General features: G+C 63.5%; 22 protein-coding genes. 19 read left to right on the top strand and 3 right to left on the bottom strand.

Annotated elements, in window-relative coordinates:
* Together HMPREF9710_RS28185 and HMPREF9710_RS01590 are read right to left on the bottom strand one after the other, a co-directional pair.
* On the bottom strand, positions 1-1,303 hold a 1,303-nt coding region (locus tag HMPREF9710_RS28185; RefSeq protein WP_005663274.1), incomplete at its 3' end, for a hypothetical protein.
* A gap of 379 nt (positions 1,304-1,682) precedes the next feature.
* Complete coding sequence (locus HMPREF9710_RS01590) at positions 1,683-3,023, bottom strand: sigma-54 dependent transcriptional regulator (protein ID WP_005663273.1); 1,341 nt, start codon at positions 3,021-3,023, stop codon at positions 1,683-1,685.
* Positions 3,024-3,213: 190 nt separating this feature from the next.
* On the opposite strand from HMPREF9710_RS01590, the gene HMPREF9710_RS28745 reads away from it, so the two are divergent.
* The 19 genes from HMPREF9710_RS28745 to HMPREF9710_RS01500 all read left to right on the top strand — a co-directional run bounded on the left by HMPREF9710_RS28745 (position 3,214) and on the right by HMPREF9710_RS01500 (position 22,640).
* On the top strand, positions 3,214-3,348 hold the full coding sequence (locus HMPREF9710_RS28745) for a hypothetical protein (protein ID WP_267871908.1): 135 nt from the start codon (positions 3,214-3,216) through the stop codon (positions 3,346-3,348).
* A gap of 149 nt (positions 3,349-3,497) precedes the next feature.
* Entirely contained in the window at positions 3,498-4,232 is a 735-nt protein-coding gene (ubiE, locus tag HMPREF9710_RS01585; protein ID WP_040774884.1) for a bifunctional demethylmenaquinone methyltransferase/2-methoxy-6-polyprenyl-1,4-benzoquinol methylase UbiE, read from the top strand.
* Positions 4,233-4,249: 17 nt separating this feature from the next.
* Positions 4,250-5,239 (top strand): Tim44 domain-containing protein, encoded by a 990-nt coding sequence (locus tag HMPREF9710_RS01580; RefSeq protein WP_005663271.1) that lies wholly within the window; start codon positions 4,250-4,252, stop codon positions 5,237-5,239.
* Positions 5,240-5,383: 144 nt separating this feature from the next.
* Positions 5,384-6,058, top strand: coding sequence for a ubiquinone biosynthesis accessory factor UbiJ (locus HMPREF9710_RS01575; protein ID WP_005663270.1), 675 nt, complete (start codon positions 5,384-5,386; stop codon positions 6,056-6,058).
* Entirely contained in the window at positions 6,055-7,617 is a 1,563-nt protein-coding gene (gene ubiB, locus HMPREF9710_RS01570) for a ubiquinone biosynthesis regulatory protein kinase UbiB (RefSeq protein ID WP_005663269.1), read from the top strand. Before HMPREF9710_RS01575 ends, ubiB begins: the two co-directional genes overlap by 4 nt.
* Positions 7,618-7,955: 338 nt before the next feature.
* A complete protein-coding gene (locus tag HMPREF9710_RS01565; RefSeq protein ID WP_005663268.1) occupies positions 7,956-8,285 on the top strand; it encodes an FmdB family zinc ribbon protein in 330 nt (109 codons plus the stop codon).
* 46 nt (positions 8,286-8,331) lie between these two features.
* Positions 8,332-8,955 (top strand): DUF502 domain-containing protein, encoded by a 624-nt coding sequence (locus tag HMPREF9710_RS01560; RefSeq protein ID WP_005663257.1) that lies wholly within the window; start codon positions 8,332-8,334, stop codon positions 8,953-8,955.
* 69 nt (positions 8,956-9,024) lie between these two features.
* Complete coding sequence (gene aspS, locus HMPREF9710_RS01555; protein WP_005663255.1) at positions 9,025-10,827, top strand: aspartate--tRNA ligase; 1,803 nt, start codon at positions 9,025-9,027, stop codon at positions 10,825-10,827.
* A gap of 46 nt (positions 10,828-10,873) precedes the next feature.
* Positions 10,874-11,326 carry a dihydroneopterin triphosphate diphosphatase gene (gene nudB, locus HMPREF9710_RS01550; RefSeq protein WP_005663253.1) on the top strand — a complete coding sequence of 151 codons (453 nt, stop codon included), beginning with the start codon at positions 10,874-10,876 and terminating at the stop codon, positions 11,324-11,326.
* Between the two features lie 360 nt (positions 11,327-11,686).
* Complete coding sequence (locus HMPREF9710_RS01545) at positions 11,687-11,896, top strand: hypothetical protein (RefSeq protein ID WP_005663251.1); 210 nt, start codon at positions 11,687-11,689, stop codon at positions 11,894-11,896.
* A 143-nt stretch (positions 11,897-12,039) separates the two neighbouring features.
* On the top strand, positions 12,040-12,870 hold the full coding sequence (locus tag HMPREF9710_RS01540) for an endonuclease/exonuclease/phosphatase family protein (protein WP_005663249.1): 831 nt from the start codon (positions 12,040-12,042) through the stop codon (positions 12,868-12,870).
* On the top strand, positions 12,858-14,018 hold the full coding sequence (gene clsB / locus HMPREF9710_RS01535) for a cardiolipin synthase ClsB (protein WP_005663247.1): 1,161 nt from the start codon (positions 12,858-12,860) through the stop codon (positions 14,016-14,018). Before HMPREF9710_RS01540 ends, clsB begins: the two co-directional genes overlap by 13 nt.
* 18 nt (positions 14,019-14,036) lie before the next feature.
* Complete coding sequence (locus tag HMPREF9710_RS01530) at positions 14,037-14,420, top strand: RNA-binding S4 domain-containing protein (protein WP_005663245.1); 384 nt, start codon at positions 14,037-14,039, stop codon at positions 14,418-14,420.
* Between the two features lie 268 nt (positions 14,421-14,688).
* Complete coding sequence (locus HMPREF9710_RS01525; RefSeq protein WP_005663243.1) at positions 14,689-15,306, top strand: TetR/AcrR family transcriptional regulator; 618 nt, start codon at positions 14,689-14,691, stop codon at positions 15,304-15,306.
* 46 nt (positions 15,307-15,352) lie between these two features.
* Positions 15,353-17,143 carry an acyl-CoA dehydrogenase C-terminal domain-containing protein gene (locus tag HMPREF9710_RS01520; RefSeq protein WP_005663235.1) on the top strand — a complete coding sequence of 597 codons (1,791 nt, stop codon included), beginning with the start codon at positions 15,353-15,355 and terminating at the stop codon, positions 17,141-17,143.
* Positions 17,144-17,177: 34 nt separating this feature from the next.
* Positions 17,178-19,595, top strand: a complete 2,418-nt coding sequence (locus HMPREF9710_RS01515; RefSeq protein ID WP_005663233.1) for a 3-hydroxyacyl-CoA dehydrogenase/enoyl-CoA hydratase family protein — start codon at positions 17,178-17,180, stop codon at positions 19,593-19,595.
* 27 nt (positions 19,596-19,622) lie between these two features.
* Positions 19,623-20,819: an acetyl-CoA C-acyltransferase gene (locus HMPREF9710_RS01510; protein ID WP_005663231.1), complete on the top strand. Its 1,197-nt coding sequence runs from the start codon at positions 19,623-19,625 to the stop codon at positions 20,817-20,819.
* A gap of 202 nt (positions 20,820-21,021) precedes the next feature.
* Entirely contained in the window at positions 21,022-21,795 is a 774-nt protein-coding gene (locus HMPREF9710_RS01505) for an enoyl-CoA hydratase (RefSeq protein ID WP_005663229.1), read from the top strand.
* A gap of 77 nt (positions 21,796-21,872) precedes the next feature.
* On the top strand, positions 21,873-22,640 hold the full coding sequence (locus HMPREF9710_RS01500) for an LEM-3-like GIY-YIG domain-containing protein (RefSeq protein WP_005663227.1): 768 nt from the start codon (positions 21,873-21,875) through the stop codon (positions 22,638-22,640).
* Between the two features lie 13 nt (positions 22,641-22,653).
* Here HMPREF9710_RS01500 and HMPREF9710_RS01495 read toward each other — a convergent pair whose 3' ends face one another.
* Positions 22,654-23,199, bottom strand: coding sequence for a YdeI/OmpD-associated family protein (locus tag HMPREF9710_RS01495; protein ID WP_005663225.1), 546 nt, complete (start codon positions 23,197-23,199; stop codon positions 22,654-22,656).
* Between the last annotated feature and the right edge of the window lie 319 nt (positions 23,200-23,518).

The following is a 23,518-nucleotide window of genomic DNA, read 5'->3' as shown; positions in this document are numbered from 1 at the left end:
CGCCGGCGCCGCCGGTGCCGGCCATCGAGTCACCCGCGGTGCCCGAGCTGGCGCCGCTGGTCGGGCTGCCTGCGGTCGAGGTGCCGCCGGTGTTGGTGGCCGCGCCGCTGGCGCCGCCGGTGCCCGCGGTTTCGGTGCCCGAGCCTGGCGTGCCGCCCGAACCCGAGGTCGAGGTGGCGTCGCCGATCGCTGCGCCGCCGCCGCTGGCGCCGTTCGATGCGGTCAGGGTCGAGCCGGACGAATTGCCGCCCATGCCGCCTGCGCCGCCGGCTGCGTTACCGACGGTCGACGCGCCGGTCGATGCGGTGCCCGCAGCAGCGTAGCCGCCTGCGCCGCCAGCTGCGCCAGCCGCGCCCGAAGCCGAACCGCCGGCCGCGCCGCTGGCCGAGGTCGAGCCGCCGTTGCCCACGCCGCCGGCCGAGCCGGTGCCGGCTGCGCCGTTGGCGCCGCCGGTGTTCTGTGCGGTGTTGCCGATGTTGCTGATGTTATTGCCCGACACGGTGCCGGTCAGCGAGCTGGTCGCGTTGGCCGACGAGGTGTTGAACGAGTTGGCGACCGACGAGTTGGCGCTGCCGCCGTTGTTGGCGGCTGCGGCGCCGGCGGCGGCGGCGCGGGAGTCACCCGAGCTGTTGTTCTGGCCCGAGCTGTCCTGGCTGCTGTCGTTGTTGGTCGTGGTGTTGGTCGTGATCGTGTCGTTGCTGTCGATCGTTTCGGTGTTGGTGTTGGTGTTGGTGCGCGTGTCCGACTGGGTGTTCGTGTTCGTGTTCGTGTTGTTGGCGACGCGGTTGTCCGAGTTGTCGACCTGGTTGTTGTTGTTGGTCGTGTTGGTGCTGTTGTTGTTCTGCTGGCTGTTGTTGTTGGCCTGGCTGTTGTTGGTGTTGGTCGTGGTGTTGGTGTTGGTGTTGGTCGACTGGTTGTTGCTGTCGGCAGTGTTGGTGCTGCTGTTGTTCGCCTGGCTGTTGTCGGTGTTGGTGCTGGTGTTCGTATTCGTATTTGTGTTCGTGTTCGTGTTGGTCGCCTGGTTGTTGCTGTTGGCCTGGCTGTTGTTGGTATTGGTCGTGGTGTTCGTGTTGGTATTGGTCGCCTGGTTGTTGCTGTTCGACTGGGTGTTGTCGGTGTTGGTCGACGAGTTGGTCGAGGTGTTGCCGCTGTTGCGGGTGTCAGTGACAGTGCTGCTGTCGGTGTTCGTGGTAACCGACGAGGTCTGGGTGTTGCCGCCGCGGACATCGTTGACGGAATTTTCTTGTGCGTGAGCCATGCTGAATGCCAGGGCGATCGCGGTTGCCAGGATAGTGCGCTTCATTGTTGCTCCCCTAATTGTCACTGAGTTGAATTCCCGGGGTCCCATGACACCCGGTCCACTCGTTCAATAGCAGTTCTCATGCCAGGTGAATTTAAGTTTTTTAAGTCCTTGATTATGTAGGACTATTTTGATGAGTTTCAGTGGTGCTACAAGGGGAAATGAAGTTGAACAATAGATAAAGAACAAAGTGTCTCAGACCCGTGACAATGTGAACAAAAAGTCCATGGAACTGTATCTAAATGTCACCGCCAGGCAGTCGCCACAGAGCGAACACCGTCCCGCAACGCGCTGCCGGGTGGCAAGCGCGCCGGCGGTAAAATCCTGTCAAATCAAGGGGAAGCGCCGTAGGAAGAGGCCGACGGCAGGGAAGGGCGGAGACTTACGAGGAAATTGCGTGCTTGGCCATCAGGCGATACAGTGTCATGCGCGAGACACCGAGGTCGCGCGCGGCCTGGCTGATGTTGTTGCCGCTGCGCGCCAGGCTCTCGCCGATGGCGATGCGTTCGGCTGAGAGGCGCGAATTGCCGAGGCCTTCCCTGACCGGGCAGATCGGCCCGGCGCTGGGCAGGTCGAGGTCTTCCGGCATGATCAGTCGTTGTTCGGCCAGCACCATGGCGCGCCGTACCCGGTTGATGAGTTCGCGCACATTGCCCGGCCAGTCGTAGCGCGCCATCGCCTGCAGCGCTTCGCGGCTCACGCCCTTCAGCTGCGGACTGCGTTCGGCCGCGTACTTGTTGAAGATGAGGTCGGTCAGCAGCGGCAAGTCTTCCTTGCGCTCGCGCAGCGGCGGCACCCGGATCGGGAACACGCTGAGGCGGTAGTACAAGTCTTCGCGGAAGCGTCCCTCGGCCACGGCCTGCGGCAGGTTGACGTGGGTGGCGGCGATCACGCGCGCATCGACCGCGATGGTGCGGGTGCCGCCGACGCGGTAGATCACGCGCTCCTGCAAGAAGCGCAGCAGGCTGGCCTGCAGGTCGAGCGGCAGGTCGCCGATCTCGTCCAGGAAGATGCTGCCGCCGGACGCCGCCTCGAGCAGGCCCTGCTTGTCGCGGGTGGCGCCGGTGAAGGCGCCGCGCTCGTGGCCGAACAGTTCGGAATGGATCAGGGCCGGCGCCACCGCCGCGCAATTGATGGCGATGAAGGGACCGTTCGCGCGCTGCGAGCGCAGGTGGATTTCCTGGGCCGCGAGTTCCTTGCCGCTGCCGCTTTCGCCCGAGATCAGCACCGGCGCGTCGACCGCGGCGATCTTGTCGATGTGGGCGCGCAGGCGCACGATGGCGCGCGAGGCGCCGTCGATGTGGCTGGCCCGCTCCGACGCCTGGCGCCGGTGCGGCGGCGTGGCCTTGGCCAGGGTCGCCATGCCGTGCGCGTGGCCGAGCGAGTGCTGCAGGCGCAGCATGTCGACCGGGCGCGTATGGAAGTCGAACAGGTGAGCCGCGATCAGCTCGCGCAATGCGGGCTGGTCGATGCGCGGCGCGTCGAACACGCCGATCCAGCGTGTGTGATGGTGCTGGCGCAGGAAGCGCTCGAGTTCGGCGTCGCCCGAACCGTCGCTGCGGTCGAGCAGCAGGCCGACTCCGTAATGCTGCTGCGACAGGACCTTGCGCGCCGCGGCGATGTTCTCCACCACACACACATCCCAGCCGGGCAGCTCGCCGTGGCAGGCGCGCGCGTGCGCATTGCCTTCACCCGAAATGCATAAGAGACGTTTTACAGACACCGTTGCCCTCGTTATCACTGGCGCTTTGCCAGTTTTCGTTGTTGTGAGTTCTGGCGCGTCATACCTAACGCATCCGTGCGGCAACTAATCCCTTGGAATGGATTGCTGACGCGAAAAGTATTGTTCCATTAAACCTGAAATGCCTTGGGCATGTCGCACAAACATTAATAGAAGTTTAATGACATGTGCAATGGCGAATGAAATCTTTGCTGTTTCTCATGGAAATATCCGCAACTTTGTTGGCGACCTGCTATCGATCTTACCGGGGCCAACCGTGACGGGGAAGGGCGTCCGCGTCGATACGCCGCTGCTGAGCGGATTGTGAGCGCTTCATGCGTTGTGCCCGTCCAACAAGGGGACAGGAAGGATTCCATGGGGCAGCACATGCCGGCCGTTCCGGCCCCTGGTCGCCAATGGCGCAGTCCACTGCCGGCCTGCTTGTATAATGCGGCAACACCCAACCGTCCCGCACATATGACCAATACCACTCACTTCGGCTACAAGACCGTCGCCGAGGACCAGAAGGTCCAGGAAGTCGCCAAGGTTTTCCATTCGGTCGCCTCGAAGTACGACGTCATGAACGACCTGATGTCGGCCGGCCTGCACCGCGCCTGGAAGATGTTCACGATCGCCCAGGCCGGCGTGCGTCCCGGCTTCAAGGTGCTCGACATCGCCGGCGGCACCGGCGACCTGGCCAAGGCTTTCGCCAGGCAGGCGGGCAAGACCGGCGAGGTCTGGCTCACCGACATCAACGAGTCGATGCTGCGCGTCGGGCGCGATCGCCTCTTGAATAAAGGGCTTGTCACCCCAACCATGTTGTGTGACGCCGAAAAATTGCCGTTTCCGGACAATTATTTTGACCGGGTCAGCGTCGCCTTCGGGCTGCGCAACATGACCCACAAGGACCAGGCCCTGGCCGAGATGCGCCGGGTGCTCAAGCCGGGCGGCAAGTTGCTGGTGCTGGAATTCTCGAAAGTGATCGCGCCGCTGCAGAAACCGTACGATGTGTATTCGTTCTCGGTGCTGCCGTGGCTGGGCCAGAAGATCGCCGGCGATGCCGAAAGCTATCGCTACCTGGCCGAATCGATTCGCATGCATCCCGACCAGGACACCCTGAAGGGGATGATGCAAGACGCAGGACTGGAGCGGGTCCAGTATTTCAACCTGACGGCGGGTGTGGCCGCTTTGCACACCGGTATCAAACTCTAATTCTAAGGATAGAGACAATGAAAAAGTTTTTGGTCACGACGATGTTGGCAGTCACCGCGTTCGCGATGGTGGCGGACGCCTTCGCCCGACCAATGGGCGGCAAGCGTTCGATCGGACGGCAGTCGCAGTCCGTACAGCAGCAGGGTCCGGCGCCGGCGCCGGCCCAGAGCATGCAGCGCCAGACCCCGAATTCGGCCGCCCCTGCCGCAGCCGGCGCGACCGCCGGCGCCGCGGGTGCAGCGGCCGCCGCCAAGAAACCGAGCATGATGCGCAACATCCTGGGTGGAGCACTGCTGGGCCTGGGCCTGGGCGCGCTGCTGTCGCACCTGGGCATCGGCGGCGCCCTGGCCAGCATCATCTCGACCATCCTGATGGTCGCGCTGATCGGCCTGGTGATCATGTTTATCGTGCGCATGGTGCGTCGTAAAGATACGCCGGCCAATCCGGCGGCGGCGACCGCGGGCGGCTTCGGTGGCTTCCAGCCGCCGGCCGCCGGTTCGACTGCCACGCCAGAGATCGGCTCCGGCCTGCGCAATCAGCCAGCCGCTTTCCAGGGTAATGTCGGCCTGGATAAAGGCGCGGCAGCCGGTTTCGGCGGCGCGGCCGCCGCACCGGCCTACCAGCAATGGGGCGTGCCGGGCGACTTCGACAGCGAAAGCTTCCTGCGTCACGCGAAATCGTCCTTCATCCGCATGCAGGCGGCCTGGGACCGCGGCGACACCGACGACCTGCGCGAATTCACCTCGCCCGAAGTGTTCGCCGAGCTGAAGATGCAGATCCAGGAACGCGGCGCCGTGACCGACTACACCGACGTCGTCAATATCGACGCCCAGCTGCTGGGCATCGAGAAGACCGCGACCGACTACCTGGCGAGCGTGCAGTTCAACGCCATGATCCGCAGCGCCAAGGACGCGCTTCCAGAACCGTTCGTCGAAGTCTGGAACATGTCGAAGCCGCTGTCGGGCTCGGGCGGCTGGGTGCTGGCCGGTATCCAGCAGACGAACTAAGCGTATTTGCTGAAGCGATTAGTTTTGGCGGAATTATTTTTCGATAAACATTCCGTGTCACCGGGTTTGCGCCCGGCAAACTGGTAAGATCAAAACCGCCCGCATCAACCCGGGCGGTTTTGTTTTTTGAGGGTCGTCCTTTTCATGTTTCCTAGTCTTTCCTCACTGTCGCCACAGCACGCTCTGACGCTGCCCGCGGTCGCCGCAATTAATCACTTGCTGGCCCAGGAAGCCTGGGCCAGGGCCTTGCTCATGCGCCATGCCGGCAAGGACGCCTGCATCGATGCCGGCCTGGCCCGGCTGCGCATGCACGTCGGGCGCGACGGCCTGCTCGAAGCCGGCCAGGGCGATGCGCCGGCCAGCGTCACGATCCGCGTGAAGCCGGCCGACCTGCCGCTGATCGCCCAGGACCGCACGCGCGCGCTGTCGTACGTGAAGATCGAAGGCGACGCCGAGTTCGCCAACGTGATCTCGCAGCTGGCCAACGGCCTGCGCTGGGATGCCGAGCACGACCTCGAGCGGGTGGTGGGGCCGCTGGGCGCCCATCGCCTGGTCAGGACCGCGCGCCGCACCGCCGGCGGCGCGACCGAGGCGACGCGGCGCCTGGCCGAGAACCTGGCCGAGTTCCTGGCCGAGGAAAGGCCGGTGCTGGTGCGGCCGGCGCAGCGCGACGCGTTCGCCGCCGACGTGGTGCGCCTGCGCGACGACGTCGAGCGCACCGCCAAGCGCATCGCGCGGCTCGAGCAAAAGCTGGCCCAGCTGGACGCCGCACCCTCCATCATTCTCACCAGCGCAGACCACCACCCGGATCGTCGATGATATTGAAATTCCTGCGCCTGCTGCGCATCCTCACCGTCTTCACCAGGTACGGCCTGGACGAGATCGCCGTCACCAGCATCAACGCCCCGCGCACCGCGCGCCTGATGAACACCTTCTTCTTCTGGCGCCGCATCACCTCGCCGCGCGCGATCCGCCTGCGCCAGGCGCTGGAAGAACTGGGCCCGATCTTCGTGAAGTTCGGCCAGGTGCTGTCCACCCGGCGCGACCTGGTGCCGCCCGACATCGCCGACGAGCTGGCGCTGCTGCAGGACCGCGTGCCGCCGTTCGGGTCCGACCTCGCGGTGGCCCAGATCACGCGCTCGCTGGGCGCCCATCCCGACGAGCTGTTCGCCCGCTTCGACCGGGAGCCGGTGGCTTCGGCCTCGATCGCCCAGGTCCACTTTGCCCAGCTCAGGGATGGCAAGGAGGTCGCGGTCAAGGTGCTGCGTCCCGGCATGAAGAAGCTGATCGACGAAGACATGGCCCTGATGCGCCTGGCGGCCAGCCTGATCGAGCGCGTGTGGGGAGAGGCGCGGCGCCTGAAGCCGCGCGAAGTCGTCGCCGAATTCGACAAATACCTGCACGACGAGCTGGACCTGATGCGCGAGGCGGCGAACGCCAGCCAGCTGCGCCGCAACTTCGCCGGATCAAGCCTGCTGATGGTGCCCGAGATGTACTGGGACTATTGCTCGAGCAGCGTGATCGTGATGGAGCGCATGTATGGCATCCCGATCTCGCAGATCGACCGCCTGGCCGCCGCCGGCGTCGACCTCAAGAAGCTGTCGAGCGATGGCGTGGAAATCTTCTTCACCCAGGTGTTCCGTGACGGCTTCTTCCACGCCGACATGCACCCGGGGAACATCCTGGTCTCGACCGCGCCGGAGACCCTGGGCCGCTATATCGCGCTGGACTTCGGCATCGTCGGCACCCTGAACGATTTCGACAAGGATTACCTGTCGCAGAACTTCCTGGCCTTCTTCCGCCGCGACTACAAGCGCGTGGCCGAGGCCCACATCGAATCGGGCTGGGCGCCGCAAAACACGCGCGTGGACGAGCTGGAGGCCGCGGTGCGGGCCTGCTGCGAACCGATCTTCGACCGCCCGCTGAAGGACATCTCGTTCGGCCAGGTGCTGCTGCGCCTGTTCCAGACCTCGCGCCGTTTCAACGTCGAGGTGCAGCCGCAGCTCGTGCTGCTGCAAAAGACCCTGCTCAATATCGAGGGACTGGGACGCCAGCTCGACCCCGACCTGGACTTGTGGAAGACCGCCAAGCCGTATCTCGAGCGCTGGATGACGGAGCAGGTCGGCTGGAAGGGCCTGACCGAACGCCTGCGCGCCGAAGCGCCGCGCTACGCCCAGATCTTCCCGCAGCTGCCGCGCCTGGTGTACCAGGTGCTGGAGCGCGAATCGAAAGGGCAGCTGGCGCATCCGAATGTGCCGAACGCCGACATGCTGGCGATGGTGCTGATCGAGCAGCGCCGCACCAATCGCATGCTGGCCTTCCTGACCTGCCTGGCGGCGGGGTTCGGGATGGGGCTCGTCGCCCTGTATCTGTTGTAAGGGCACATAAAGAAAAAGCCCGCAGACGCGGGCTTGGCAAGCTAGTGTTCTTCTACGGACCGCGCTGATGGAGGCATCGCGCAGTCTTCTGTTTCTTCTTTGCGGTGAGCAGCAGGGATTTCCCTACTGCCAACATTGGGTGAAGAAGCCGTATTAGAGCATCCAACCCGATGCTTGAGCAAACGAAACACCTGTTGACGATGGTGAAAAACAACATCGGATGGCCCGCACTTGCCCATGCGCCGGGTCTGTGCCAGCCGCGGTAGGCCGCAAACGGCAAATGCCCGTGTAAAAGCTTTATAATTCAGGGTTTTGAAGATTTTTGCGGAGCACCTAGCATGCCGATTTACGCCTACCGCTGCGAAGAATGCGGTTTTACCAAAGATGTACTGCAAAAAATTTCGGATCCGGTCCTGACCGTGTGTCCGTCCTGCGCCAAGCCGTCCTTCAAGAAGCAAGTGACCGCTGCCGGCTTCCAGCTCAAGGGCACCGGCTGGTACGTGACCGATTTCCGTGGCGGCACGCCGCCGGCTACCGGTACGGCCAGCAACGGCAACGGCAACGGCGCGCCGGCGCCGGCCGCGTCGACCGAGTCCAGCGCACCGGCAGCGGCGACGCCGGCGCCGGCCGCGCCGGGCACGTCCGGCGGCGACAAGAGCAGCACCTGATCCGGCGCGGCTAGCGCCGCGCGCCAACAAGAACAACGGGAATCCGATGCGCAAATATTTCATCACCGGCCTGCTGGTCCTGGTCCCCCTGGTCATCACGGCCTGGGTGCTGAACCTGATCATCAGCACGCTCGACCAGTCGCTGCTGTTCGTGCCCGACGCCTGGCAGCCACGCAGCATGTTCGGCATGGACGTGCCGGGCTTCGGCGCGGTGCTGACCCTGGCAATCGTGTTCCTCACCGGCCTGCTCACCAATAACCTGGTCGGCAACTACATCGTGCGCCTGGGCGAACGCCTGCTCAAGCGCGTGCCGGTGGTCAGCTCGCTGTACGGCAGCGTCAAGCAGGTGTCGGACACGCTGTTCTCGCCGTCGGGCAATGCCTTCCGCCAGGCGGTGCTGGTCCCGTATCCGCATGCCGATTCGTACACCATCGCCTTCCTCACCGGCGTGCCGGGCGGCGAAGTGGCGGCGCACCTGGGCGGCGACTACGTCAGCGTCTACGTGCCGACCACCCCGAACCCGACCTCCGGCTTCTTCCTGATGATGGAGCGCAGCCGCGTGAAAGAGCTGGACATGTCGGTCGATGCGGCATTGAAGTACATCGTCTCGATGGGCGTGGTCGCGCCGGCAGAAGCGCCCATCAGGGCGCCGGCCACGGCGATCAAGTAACACCGAATCAAAGAATAGTGGCCGCCTTCGATGGCGGCGCGAGCAATCAACCAACCTGGAACGAAAACTATGTCCACCATGCGTACCAACTACTGCGGCCTCGTGACCGAGGAACTGCTGGGCCAAACCGTCAGCCTGTGCGGCTGGGTGCACCGCCGCCGCGACCACGGCGGTGTGATCTTCATCGACCTGCGCGACCGCGAAGGCCTGGTGCAGGTGGTCTGCCATCCGGACAACGCCGCCGTCTTCAAGGCCGCAGAGCATGTGCGCAACGAGTACTGCCTGCGCATCGTCGGCACCGTGACCAACCGCCTGGAAGGCACGGCCAACGCCAACCTGAAGTCGGGCAAGATCGAGATCAACGCGACCGAAGTCGAAGTGCTGAACGCCTCGGTGCCGGTGCCGTTCCAGCTGGACGACGACAACCTGTCGGAAACTACCCGCCTGACGCACCGCGTGCTCGACCTGCGCCGCCAGCAGATGCAGCACAACCTGCGCCTGCGCTACAAGGTGTCGATGGAAGTGCGCAAGTACCTGGACAACCTGGGCTTCATCGACATCGAGACCCCGATGCTGACCAAGTCGACCCCGGAAGGCGCGCGCGACTACCTGGTGCCGTCGCGCGTCAACGCCGGCAACTTCTTCGCGCTGCCGCAGTCGCCGCAGCTGTTCAAGCAGCTGCTGATGGTCGCCAACTTCGACCGCTACTACCAGATCACCAAGTGCTTCCGCGACGAAGACCTGCGCGCCGACCGCCAGCCTGAATTCACCCAGATCGACTGCGAGACCTCGTTCCTCACCGAACAGGAAATCCGCGACCTGTTCGAAGAGATGATGCGCGTCGTGTTCAAGAACACCACCGGCGTCGACCTGCCGAACCCGTTCCCGGTGATGGACTTCGCCACCGCCATGGGCAAATACGGTTCGGACAAGCCGGACATGCGCGTCAAGCTTGAGTTCACCGAACTGACCGAGCTGATGAAGTCGGTCGAGTTCAAGGTGTTCAACAGCGCGGCCAACATGCCGAACGGCCGCGTGGTCGGCATGCGCGTGCCGCAGGGCGGTTCGATGCCGCGTTCGGAAATCGACGCCTACACCCAGTTCGTGGCGATCTACGGCGCCAAGGGCCTGGCCTACATCAAGGTCAACGAGAAGGCGAAAGGCCGTGACGGCCTGCAGTCGCCGATCGTCAAGAACATCTCGGACGAGGTGCTGGCGCAGATCCTGGAACTGACGGGCGCGCAGGACGGCGACCTGATCTTCTTCGGCGCCGACAAGGCGAAAGTCGTCAACGACGCCCTGGGCGCGCTACGCGTGAAGATCGGCCACTCGGAATTCGGCAAGAAGGCCGGTTTGTTCGACGACGTCTGGGCCCCGCTGTGGGTGATCGACTTCCCGATGTTCGAATACGACGAAGACAGCGACCGCTGGACCGCGACCCACCACCCGTTCACCGCGCCGAAGGACGGCCACGAGGACATGCTCGAGTCGAACCCGGGCGCCTGCATCGCCAAGGCCTACGACATGGTCCTGAACGGCTGGGAACTGGGCGGCGGCTCGATCCGTATCCACCGCGAGGAAGTGCAGAGCAAGGTGTTCCGCGCGCTGAAGATCGACGCCGAGGAAGCGCAGCTCAAGTTCGGCTTCCTGCTCGACGCGCTGCAGTACGGCGCGCCGCCGCACGGTGGCCTGGCCTTCGGCCTGGATCGCCTGATCACCCTGATGACCGGCTCCGAGTCGATCCGCGACGTGATCGCCTTCCCGAAAACCCAGCGCGCGCAAGACCTGTTGACCAACGCGCCGTCGGAAGTCGACGAGAAGCAGCTCAAGGAGCTGCATATCCGTCTGCGTAACGAGCCGAAGGTGGCGTAACGATGGCCCGGGGCGGACGGCCACGCCGCTCGCCCCCGTCTTGCCCATGAAGCCCCACAAGATCCCGGAGTCGGTCCTGGTCGTGATCCACACTTCCGACATGGAAGTGCTGGTGCTCGAACGCGCCGACCGTCCGGGCTTCTGGCAATCGGTCACCGGCTCGCTCGACGCGCCGGACGAGCCGTTGATGACGACCGCCGCGCGCGAACTGTTCGAAGAGACCGGCATCGTGGCCGACGGCGAACGCATTCGCCTGCGCGACTGGCAGCTCTCGAACGTCTACGAAATCTATCCCGTCTGGCGTCACCGCTACGCCCCCGGCGTGACCCACAATACCGAGCACGTGTTCTCGGTCTGCGTGCCGCGCGACATTCCCATCCTCCTCAGCCCGCGCGAACACCTGCGCCATGCCTGGTTGCCGCATCTGGAGGCGGCGGACCGCTGCTTCTCTTCTTCCAACGCCGAAGCCATCCTGCAACTGCCCCGCAAAATCGCTTAAAAATTGCGAACGGCAAATAAAATTTCCTTAAAGCAGCTTATTTGCCGAAAATCAGCATTGAAATATGGCATGTGTGCGCAATAAAATGACGTTTTTTAACAAAAGTACGTAGGTACTTTTTTCAGAAAATGGTCTGTGCGTGGCCGCGCATATGCGTTTGCTCAAACGCACTCTCTCCTATGAAAATACATTTGAATACACTTCACCTGTCTTTTTTATAACCATAGGAAATTTTGCGAAAGTACATATGCACGAGATATTCCATGTTTGACAGGCGTAAATTCGTCGACTAAGGTCAACGGCTCACCCATGGTGAATTTTTGATGTGCAACTTTTAAGTGGATGATTCTGGGAGATAAAATGGATAACCTCGAACTGAATAGCGACAAGAAAGTTAAGGCAATCACCCTAGGGGACGACTGCATCTATATCGACCTCTTCGACGGCCTGCGCCTGAGCGGGCCGCTGGCGCCGCGCGAGGAAAAGCAGGGCGCGCAAGAGCGCCGTCCGCGCCGCATGATCGTGTCGGGGCATGAAGCCGTCTACGATACGGCGCTGGCGCTTGCCTGAATGTCAGATTCAGCTCAGTTCAGAATGTAAGAGCGCGACGGCACCAACCAACCGCCGCGCTCCGCGCTCCAGCACCAGGCTGTGAAGCGCACGATTGGGCCCGTTTCACGAGAACGCCAGTCCGATCCGGGTAGAATGTTCCCATGAAAATCCGTGTAGCCACCTACAACATTCATAAGGGCGTCTCGTCCCTGCGCAGCACGCCACGCGTGATCGCGCTCAAGAAGGCCATCGCAGAATTCGACGCCAACGTGGTGTTCCTGCAAGAGGTGCAGGGCCGGCACGACCGCTACCAGGCACGCTACGGCAAGGAAGACCGCGGCCACCGCCATTGGCCAGAAACGGCCCAGTACGATTACTTCGCCGCCGACGTCCACCATACGGCCTACGGGATGAACGCGGTCTATGACCACGGCCACCACGGCAATGCGCTGCTGAGCTGCTGGCCGATCGAGAACTCGCACAACCACGACGTTTCCGACCATGCCTACGAGCAGCGCGGCATCCTGCACTGCATCCTGGGCGCGCCCGAATGCCGCGTGCACTGCTACGTGGTCCACCTCGGCCTGTTCGAAGGCAGCCGTGGCCGCCAGACCGCCTCGCTGATCGAGGCCGTCAACGCATCGGCGCCGAACGGCGAGCCGGTGATCATCGCCGGCGACTTCAACGACTGGCGCAACACGCTCAGCGACAAGCTGCGCAACGCCCTGGGCGTCAAGGAGGTGTTCGACGAACTGGGGCCGCGCTCGCCGATGGGCGACATGGTGCGCAGCTGGGCCGGCCGCCAGCCGCGCCTGGCGCCGGCCCGCACCTTCCCGGCCATGCTGCCGTGGTTCAGGCTCGACCGCATCTACGTGCGCGGCTTCAAGGTCAACAACGCCAGGGTGATGCACGGCCCGTTGTGGGCCAAGCTGTCCGATCATGCGCCGATCGTGGCCGAGCTCGAACTCACACAAGGGCCATGCGCAGTCTGACCTTTGTCGACAACAATGACATCACGCTGCTGCAGAGCGGCATTGCCTTCTTCCCGGCGCTGATCGAGGCGCTCGACGCCGCCCAGCACGAGGTCTTGTTCGAAACCTATATCTTTGCCGAGGACGAGACCGGCGCCGCCGTGCGCGACGCCCTGGCGCGCGCCGCCCGCCGCGGCGTGAAGGTGAGGGTGCTGGTCGACTGGTTCGGCACCGGCCACCGCTGCTGCGGCCGGCTCGGGCCCATCCTGGTCGAGGCCGGCGCCCAGTACCGCGTCTTCAATCCCTGGTGCCGGCGCGGCATCGCCCGTTCGCACCGCAAGATCGCCGTGATCGACCGCGAAGTCGCCTTCGTGGGCGGCATCAACGTCAACGACGACTGGCTGTGCGACCACGCCGACGGCCACCGCCTGCCGGCGCCGCGCTGGGACTTCTCGGTGCGCGTGCGCGGGCCGCTGGTGGCCCAGATCCATCACGAGGCGCAAGCCCAGTGGACCCGCAGCGGCCGCCTGCGGCTGCGCAAGCGCTTCCAATTGTTCCGCGAGATGCGCAAGCAGGCCATTCCCTCTTGCGAAAGTCCGGCACGGGCCGCATTTGTGGTGCGTGACAACCTGCGTAACCGCAGCACGATCCAGAAAGCCTATCTGCAAGCCTTGGGACGTGCGCGCCACAGCGTGCTGCTGGCGACGCCGTACTTCGCGCCGGGCCGCAAGTTCCGCAAGGCGCTGGCGCATGCCGCGCGGCGCGGCGTGCAGGTGACGCTCCTGATCGGGGTGGGGGAGTTCAAGATCCAGGATGCGGTCGCGCATTCCTTCTATCCCAAGCTGCTGGCCGACGGAGTGCGGGTGGTCGAATACCGCAAGACCCAGCTGCATGCGAAGGTGGCGGTGGTCGATGACGACTGGGCCACGGTGGGCTCCAGCAATTGCGACGGCCTGTCGCTGTTCCTGAACCAGGAGGCCAATGTGGTGGTAAGCGATCCGGTGTTCGCCGCCACCATGCGCGAGCATATCGAGCGCGGCATCCTGGACGGCAAGGAGGTCTGCCCGCAGGAATTCGCCCACACCGGCTGGCTGCGCCGCGCCACCTATGGCATGGCGTATATGGCGTACAAGCTGGTGATGCGGGTGGTCACGTTCGGATACACCTAGGGATATTGGAAATAGATAATGGAAAAAGAGAACGTACGAATCGACAAATGGCTGTGGGCGGCGCGCTTCTTCAAGACCCGCTCGCTGGCCCAGGACGCGGTGGAACGCGGCCGGGTGCGCATCGGCGGCGAACCGGTCAAGCCGGCGCGCGCCGTCAAGATGAACGACCGCATCATGATCGATAACGGTTCCGATCGCTGGGAAGTGATCGTGGCCGCGATCTCGGGCTCGCGCGGCCCGGCGCCGGTGGCGCGCACCCTGTATTTCGAGACCGACGAGAGCATCGCGCGGCGCGAGAACGACAAGGCGGCGCGCCGCCTGTACCCCGAGCCGAGCATGGACATCAAGGGCCGGCCGACCAAGCGCGACCGCCGTGCGATGGAGCGCGTCGGCGAGGAATGACGATGGGCGCAATGCCCCTCGTCAACGGGATATCCGGTTCCGTCAAAATGCTGTACCTTTATGGCTGAAACAACAAACTTCCGTTTCTCGCCCACGGCGACGGACGGAAGCGCTGCACGGCGCCATCTCCCGGCGCCGATCGTTGTCTTGCATCAATAGAACGCCACCTCTAAGTTCCCGTTTGACATTCCTCGGCTGATAGATAATAGTACGAGCGTTCGGATTTTTTTTCGATTCAGGGGCAGCTATCAGTACTTCAGCAAAATTCATGCGCAAGGGCGAACAGACGCGAGCCGCAATCCTCGACGTCGCGCTCGAGCTCGCCAGCCGCAATGGCCTCGAGGGCCTGACCATCGGCTTGCTGGCCGACCGGATGAGCATGAGCAAGTCGGGCGTGTTCGCCCACTTCGGTTCGCGCGAAGACCTGCAGCTCGAGGTCGTCAAGCTGTATCACCACCGCTTCGAGCAGGAAGTGTTTTATCCGAGCATCAAGGAAGCGCGCGGCCTGCCGCGCCTGGTGGCGATGTATACGCGCTGGGTCAAGCGCGTCTCGGTCGAGATCGCGTCCGGCTGCATCTATATCAGCGGCGCGGTGGAATACGATGACCGCGAAGGCCCGATCCGCGAGGAACTCGTGTCGATGGTGCGCGCCTGGCAGGGCGCCCTGCTGCGCAGCGTGCAGCAGGCGGTCGAGATTGGCCACCTGCGCCGCGACCTGGAGCCCGAGCAGCTCGTGTTCGAGATGCACGGCCTGATCCTGGCCCTGCACCACGACGCCCGTTTCCTGCGCAATCCAGGCGCGGTCGAGCGCGCACGGGCCGCCTTCGAGCGCCTGGTCGAGAATTACCGCAATCCCCAACTACCGCAAGACCATCAGGCGGCATGAGCCGCCTGCCACGTCCAACATCTTTACCCTCGTTCAGGAGATAACCATGGGTCAGTACGTCGCGCCAATCCGGGATATGCAGTTCGTTCTGCACGAATTCCTCAACGTCACCGAAGAATTCAAGAATCTGCCGAAGTACTCGGAGATCGATGCCGACATCATCAACCAGGTGCTCGAAGAAGGCGCGAAGTTCACGCAAGAGGTGCTGTTCCCGCTGAACCACTCGGGCGACCGCGAAGGCTGCCACTTCAATGCCGCCGACAAGACCGTGACCACCCCGAAGGGCTTCAAGGAAGCCTACCAGCAGTACGTGGAAGGCGGCTGGGCGGCGCTGGCCTGCGATCCTGAATACGGCGGCCAGGGCCTGCCGATCACCCTGAACAACTCGTTCTACGAGATGCTGAACTCGTCGAACCAGGCCTGGTCGATGTACCCCGGCCTGTCGCACGGCGCCTACGAGTGCCTGCTGGAGCACGGCACCGACGACCAGAAACGCCTGTACCTGCCAAAACTGGTCTCGGGCGAGTGGACCGGCACCATGTGCCTGACCGAAGCGCACTGCGGCACCGACCTGGGCCTGCTGCGCTCGAAGGCCGAACCGCAGGCCGACGGCACGTATCTCATCACCGGCTCCAAGATCTTCATCTCGGCCGGCGAGCATGACATGTCCGAGAACATCGTCCACCTGGTGCTGGCGCGCCTGCCGGACGCGCCGGAAGGCTCGAAGGGCATCTCGCTGTTCCTGGTGCCGAAGTTCCTGCCGAACGACGACGGCTCGCTGGGCGAGCGCAACGGCATCGCCTGCGGCGCCATCGAAGAAAAGATGGGCATCCACGGCAACTCGACCTGCCAGATGAACCTCGATAACGCCCGCGGCACCCTGATCGGCCAGCCGCACAAGGGCCTGCAGGCGATGTTCGTGTTCATGAACGCGGCCCGCCTGGGCGTGGGCATGCAGTCGCTGGGCCTGACCGAAGTCGCCTACCAGAACGCGCTGGCCTATGCCAAGGACCGCATCCAGATGCGCAGCCTGTCGGGCCCGAAGGCGCCGGATAAACCTGCCGATCCGATCATCGTGCACCCGGACGTGCGCCGCATGCTGCTGACCGCGAAAGCGTATGCCGAAGGCGCGCGCGCGTTCTCGTCGTATGTCGCGCTGCAGATCGACCGCGAACTGAACCACCCTGACGAAGACGTGCGCAAGGAAGCGGCGGACGAAGTGGCCCTCCTGACCCCGATCATCAAGGCCTTCATCACCGACAACGGCTGGATCGCCACCTCGGAAGCGATGCAGGTGTACGGCGGCCACGGCTACATCGCCGAGTGGGGCATGGAGCAGTACGTGCGCGACGCCCGCATCAACATGATCTACGAAGGCACCAACACCATCCAGTCGCTGGATCTGTTGGGCCGCAAGATCCTGATGGACAACGGCGCCAAACTGCGCAAGTTCGGCGAGAAGATCAAGGCCTTCGTCGAAGACAACGGCCTGGACGAGCAGCTGTCCGAATTCGTGACCCCGCTGGGCGAACTGGGCGAGAAGGTCACCAAGCTGACCATGGAAATCGGCATGAAGGCCTTCCAGAACCCGGACGAAGTCGGCGCCGCCGCCGTGCCTTACCTGCGCGTGGCCGGCCACCTGGTGTACAGCTACCTGTTCGCGCAACAGGCCAAGATCGCCCTGGCCAAGCTCGATTCGGGCGACAAGTTCTACGAGTCCAAGCTGGCGACGATCCGCTTCTATTTCGCCCGCCTGTACCCGGAAACCGCGATGTTGATCCGCCAGGCACGTTCGGGCGCCGCGAACCTGACGGCGCTGGACGCCGACCTGTTTTAATCACCCGTCACGACGCTAACCAAGGAATACTTACATGTCCAATTTCATCGTCAAGAAAGTCGCCGTGCTGGGCGCCGGCGTGATGGGTGCACAGATCGCCGCGCACTGCGTGAACGCCAAGGTGCCGGTCGTGCTGTTCGACCTGCCGGCAAAGCCGGAGCAAGGCTCCGGCGGTCCATCCAATAAAAATGGCATCGTCCTGCGCGCCATCGAGAACCTGAAAAAACTGTCGCCGGCCCCGCTGGGCAACAAGGATGACGCGGCCCTGATCGAAGTGGCCAACTACGAGGATAACCTCGACGTGCTGGCCGGCTGCGACCTGATCATCGAAGCCATCGCCGAGCGCATGGACTGGAAACACGACCTGTATGCCAAGGTCGCGCCGCACATCGCGCCGCATGCGATCTTCGCCTCGAACACCTCGGGCCTGTCGATCAACAAGCTGGCCGAAGGCTTCGATGCTGGCTTGAAGGAACGCTTCTGCGGCGTGCACTTCTTCAACCCGCCGCGCTACATGCACCTGGTGGAACTGATCCCGACCGAAGCGACCCGTCCGGAAATCCTCGACCAGCTCGAGACCTTCCTGACCTCGACCCTGGGCAAGGGCGTGGTGCGTGCGAAGGACACGCCGAACTTCATCGCCAACCGTGTCGGCATCTTCGGCATGCTGGCGACCATCGTCGAAGCCGAGAAGTTCGGCCTGTCGGTCGACGTGGTCGACGACCTCACCGGCGCCAAGCTGGGCCGCGCCAAGTCGGGCACCTTCCGCACCGCGGACGTGGTCGGCCTGGACACCATGGGCCACGTGATCAAGACCATGCAAGATAATCTGAAGGACGATCCGTTCTTCAGCGTGTACAAGACGCCGGATATCCTGGCCAAGCTGATCGAGAAGGGCGCGCTGGGCCAGAAGACCGGCGCCGGCTTCTACAAGAAGGTCGGCAAGGAGATCCAGCGCCTGGACTTCGCCACCGGAGAATACGTGCCGAGCGGCGCGAAGGCCGCCGACATCGTCGGCCGCATCCTGAAAGAAAAAGACCCGGTCAAGAAATTCAAGGCCATGCGCGATTCGACCAACCCGCAGGCGCAGTTCCTGTGGGCGATCTTCCGCGACGCCTTCCACTACATCGCGTTCCACTTGGATACGATTGCCGACAATGCGCGCGACGTCGACTTCGCGATGCGCTGGGGCTTCGGCTGGAGCGTCGGTCCGTTCGAGACCTGGCAAGCCGCGGGCTGGACCCAGATCGCCCAGTGGGTCAAGGAAGACATCGAAGCGGGCAAGGCGCTGAGCGACGCGCCGCTGCCGGCATGGGTGTTCGAGGGTTCGGTCGCCGAGAAGGGCGTGCACACTCCTGAAGGTTCGTACTCGGTCACGAAGAACGCCTATGTGCCGCTGTCCGACCTGCCTGTCTACAAGCGCCAGCAGTTCCGCGCGCCGGTGGTCGGCCTGGGCGGTCCGGATGCGAAGACCTTCGGCACCACCGTGTTCGAAGACGACTCCGTGCGCCTGTGGCATTCGGACGACGAGGTCCTGGTCATCTCGCTCAAGACCAAGATGCACGTCATCGGCGATGGCGTCATCAAGGGCATCCAGCGCGCCTTGAAAGAAGCCGAGCAAGGCTACAAGGGCATCGTGATCTGGAATACCGACGCGGCCGAAGGCGGCGCGTTCTCGGCCGGCGCCGACCTGCAATCGGCCCTGCCGGCCTTCATGGCCGGCGGCGCGAAGGCGATGGAGCCGATCGTGCGCGAGCTGCAGGACACCTTCATGGCGATGAAGTATTCGAACATCCCGGTCGTCGCCGCAGTGGCCGGCCTGGCGCTGGGCGGCGGCTGCGAGCTGGCGCTGCATGCAAGCAAACGCGTGGCCTCGATCGAGTCGTACATCGGCCTGGTCGAAGTGGGCGTCGGCCTGGTGCCGGCCGGCGGCGGCCTCAAGGAAGCGGCGCTGCGCGCGGCGAATGAAGCCAAGGGCAACGACATCCTGCAATTCCTGAAGAACGGCTTCATGAACGCGGCCACCGCGCAAGTGTCGAAGTCGGCGCTGGAAGCGAAGGCCATGGGTTACCTGAAGGAAGACGACGTCATCGTGTTCAACGCGTATGAACTGCTGCACGTGGCGAAGACCACCGCGCGCGCCATGTTCGACGCCGGTTATCGCGCTCCGGCACGCCGCACCTTCCCGGTCACCGGCCGTTACGGCTGGGCCACCATCCGCGGCCAGATGGTCAATATGCGCGACGGCGGCTTCATCTCGGCCTATGACTACCACCTGGGCGACACCATCGCCGAGATCGTGACCGGCGGCGACATCGACCAGGGCAGCGTGGTGAGCGAGCAGTGGATCCTCGACCTGGAACGCAAGGCCTTCGTGGCCCTGCTGAACAATCCGAAGACCCAGGAACGGATCATGGGCATGATGCAGACCGGTAAGCCGGTGCGCAACTAACGCTGACGACTGAACAGGACTACTGACATGAGCAAACAACTTCAAGACGCATACATCGTCGCAGCGACCCGTACCCCGATCGGCAAGGCGCCGCGCGGCATGTTCAACAAGACCCGCCCGGACGACCTGCTGGTGCACGCGATCCGCGGCGCCATGGCCGCCGTGCCGAACCTGGACCCGGCGCTGATCGTCGACGCCATCGTCGGCTGCTCGTTCCCTGAAGCCGAGCAGGGCTTCAACGTGGCGCGTAACGCCGTCGTGCTGGCCGGACTGCCGAACACCGTGGGCGGCGTCACCGTCAACCGCTACTGCGCCTCGGGCATCACCGCGCTGGCGATGGCGGCCGACCGCATCCGCGTGGGCGAAGCCGACGTGATGATCGCCGGCGGCGTCGAATCGATGTCGATGGTGCCGATGATGGGCCACCACCCGTCGATCAATATGGACGTGTTCAAGGACGAGAACGTGGGCCTGGCCTACGGCATGGGCCTGACCGCCGAGAAGGTCGCCAACCAGTGGAAGATCTCGCGCGAAGACCAGGACGCCTTCGGCCTGGAATCGCACCGCCGCGCCATCGCCGCCCAGCAGGCCGGCTACTTCAAGGACGAGATCACCCCGGTCGAGATCATCACCCGCACGCCGAACCTGGCCACCGGCGAGATCAGCGTCAAGAAGCGCACCGTCGACAGCGACGAAGGCCCGCGCGCCGACGCCAGCGCCGAATCGATGGCCAAGCTGAAGCCCGTATTCGCGGCCAAGGGTTCGGTCACCGCCGCGACCTCGTCGCAGATGTCGGACGGCGCCGGCGCGCTGATCGTCGTCAGCGAAAAAATCCTGAAGGAGCACAACCTGACCCCGCTGGCCAAGTTCTCCTCGTTCGCCGTGCGCGGCGTGCCGCCGGAGATCATGGGCATCGGCCCGAAGGTGGCGATTCCCGCCGCGCTGGCCGCCGCCGGCATCACGCAAGACCAGCTGGACTGGATCGAGCTGAACGAAGCCTTCGCCGCCCAGGCGCTGGCCGTGATCCGCGACCTGGGCCTGGACACCAGCAAGGTCAACCCGATGGGCGGCGCGATCGCCCTGGGCCACCCGCTGGGCGCCACCGGCGCGATCCGCGCCGCGACTGTCGTGCACGCGCTGCGCCGTAACAACCTCAAGTACGGCATGGTGACGATGTGCGTCGGCGCCGGCATGGGCGCCGCGGGCATCATCGAGCGCGTCTAAGCAGACATGGCGGCGCTTTGCTGCGCCGCCGCATCTCAAGCGTGGGCGGGAAATCCAAGCACCGTACGTCAATGCCGCGAGCGTGACGTGGGGTGGGCGGGTCTCCCGCCCACGCGTCCAAGCAACGCATGAAACCCGTAGGGTTGGCGGCTTTGCCGCCGACGCGTTCAACCGCCCCAAGAATAACTCCGGAGACCGCAACATGACCATCCGCCTCACCAAAGCCGACGGCATCCTCACCATCGAATTCAACCGCGTCGAACGCAAGAACGCGATCACCGGCGCGATGTACCAGGCCATGGCCGACGCGCTGCGCGACGCCGAGCAGGATGCATCGGTGCGCGCCATCCTGATCACCGGCCAGCCCGAGATCTTCACCGCCGGGAATGACCTGGACGATTTCCTGAACAACGTCGGCGAGGGCGCGATGACGCCGGAGCGCCCGGTATTCCAGTTCATGACCGCGCTGGAAGGCGCAACGAAGCCGGTGGTGGCGGCCGTCGCCGGCGCCGCGGTCGGCATCGGCACCACCTTGCTGATGCACTGCGACCTGGTCTACGCCGCCGACAACGCCAAGTTCTCGATGCCGTTCACCCAGCTCGGCCTGTGCCCGGAATTCGCCTCGTCGCTGCTGGTGGCGCAATCGGCCGGCTACACGCGCGCCGCCGAGAAACTGCTGCTGGGCGAACCGTTCGTGGCCGAAGAGGCGCTGGAGATGGGCATCGTGGCGCGCGTGCTGCCGGCCGCCGAGCTGCTGTTCTTCGCCCAGGGCCAGGCCGCCAAGCTGGCCAAGCTGCCGCCCGCGTCGATCCGCACCACGAAGGCGCTGATGAAGCGCGCGCGGGGCGCATTGGTGAAGGAAACCATCGCCGCCGAGAACGAGCGCTTCAGCGCCATGCTGACCGGCGCCGAGGCGAAGGAAGCGTTCACCGCCTTCTTCGAGAAGCGCAAGCCGGATTTCAGCAAGTTCGACTGATTTTTCGCCGCTCCTATGGCAGATCCGATTCGCGGTCGGAAGGTCGGCAAGATTTGCCTTATACGGGGATGTCACTGATGTGCGCGGCCGAATCTCGTCCGCTTCAAAATTTGATTCAGATGCAAATAGAGTCCTTTCCTTCGGAAGTCATAGAGAAGCTCCAATGGTACGTGTACCGCCTGATCGATCCTCGAAATGGTGAGACATTTTACGTTGGCAAGGGAAAAGGCAATCGCGTCTTCGCTCATGCACGTGCACAGCTGCCCGACGCTGATATCGGCGACAAGTTGAAGCGCATCAGGGAAATTCAGATTGCAGGCTTCGAGGTGAGCCATGTCATTCACCGACATGGAATGATCGAAGAGAAAACTGCTTTCGAAGTGGAAGCAGCGCTGATGGACGCATACCCCGGGCTGACAAATGTCGTAGGGGGAGCCGGCAGCCTGGACTTCGGTGTAATGCATGCCGAAGACATCATGCGACGCTACGCTGCTCAGGAGGCGGCATTTGAACATCGGGCGCTGCTCATCAAGGTCAATCGATCGGCAACGGAAGCATCGCTGTACGAAGCGACCCGGTTTGCTTGGAGGGTTTCTCTGGAGAAGGCGAAGGAGGCGGAAGTGGTGCTGGCAGTCTTGCAGGGATTGATCGTTGGCGCTTTTGTCGCTGACGATTGGCTGAGCGCGACCACAGCAAACTTCCCAGGGCGTGAATCGGAACCCACTCGGTTCGGCTTCGTGGGCCGGGAAGCCTCTGACCAAGTGAAAGCCCTGTATGTCAACAAGCGCATTCCGGATAGATATCGAAAACGCGGCGCGGCCAGTCCAGTGCGATATACCTGGTAGCTGCCTCACGGGTCTATTTCGCTTCTTGCGGCGGATTGAGGCTCTTGCTGTAGTACCCAGACGGGTCGAAACAGCAGACCCGCTTCTTGCCCGAAGCGAGCATGTCTCCCGCATCGGCCACGCGCTTCAAGCGAGTCTTGTCCTGCTTGGCCGATTCGATCCAGTGGATCCAGTCGATGCGGGCGACGGTGGTGGTGGCGGCCCAGGTCTCCCTGGCCGGTAGCGATGTGTCGAACACCTTGCCTAATTCGGGTGGGACCAGTGGTTCCTGCTCGCTCGGTGCTGGGGCAACATCGAACGTGACGGTATCCCCGATTGTCACGCCCGCGTCGGTCATCAGCGTAGCGGGCACCCTGAACCAATGGCTCAACTGGCCATCGGGCTCCAGCGTGGCCTGAAACAAGTGGCCGTTGAGCGTGCCTTGCATGCTCGTCCGGCCGCGCCGCGGAAAGATATCACTGATCGGTTTCGGCAGAACGACGAAAGCCCATCCATCCGTTTCCTGTACGGCGGGGCGGCGTAGCGCAGTTTCGAAACGTGACCCGCTAGCGCGCGTCATTTCTCCTCCGTTAGCTCAGCGATCGATGGAGTGTAGGTAGCAAATTCAATGACTGTCAACGCACTGGCCGTTGACGCAGACTTGACAATCATGCTCAGGGAAATCTCTCGTCTTGACTGTATCAATTAACGGACTATACTGGCTTGAGGTTTGTTAGTGGAGGTGATTGTGCGCTACAAGGACTTTCCGAAGCACGATTTTAGAAGATGTTTGCTGGTACTCGTTCCCCCTGTGCCAATATAACTTGAGACACCTACCCGATTAATTTAGAGTACAGCGGTAGGTCCCCAACATGCACAGCCGAAAGCATCAAATCAGC

The sequence above is a fragment of the Massilia timonae CCUG 45783 genome, assembly GCF_000315425.1.
Taxonomy (GTDB): Bacteria; Pseudomonadota; Gammaproteobacteria; order Burkholderiales; family Burkholderiaceae_D; genus Telluria; species Telluria timonae.
This window is presented reverse-complemented; position numbering and strand designations above follow the sequence as displayed.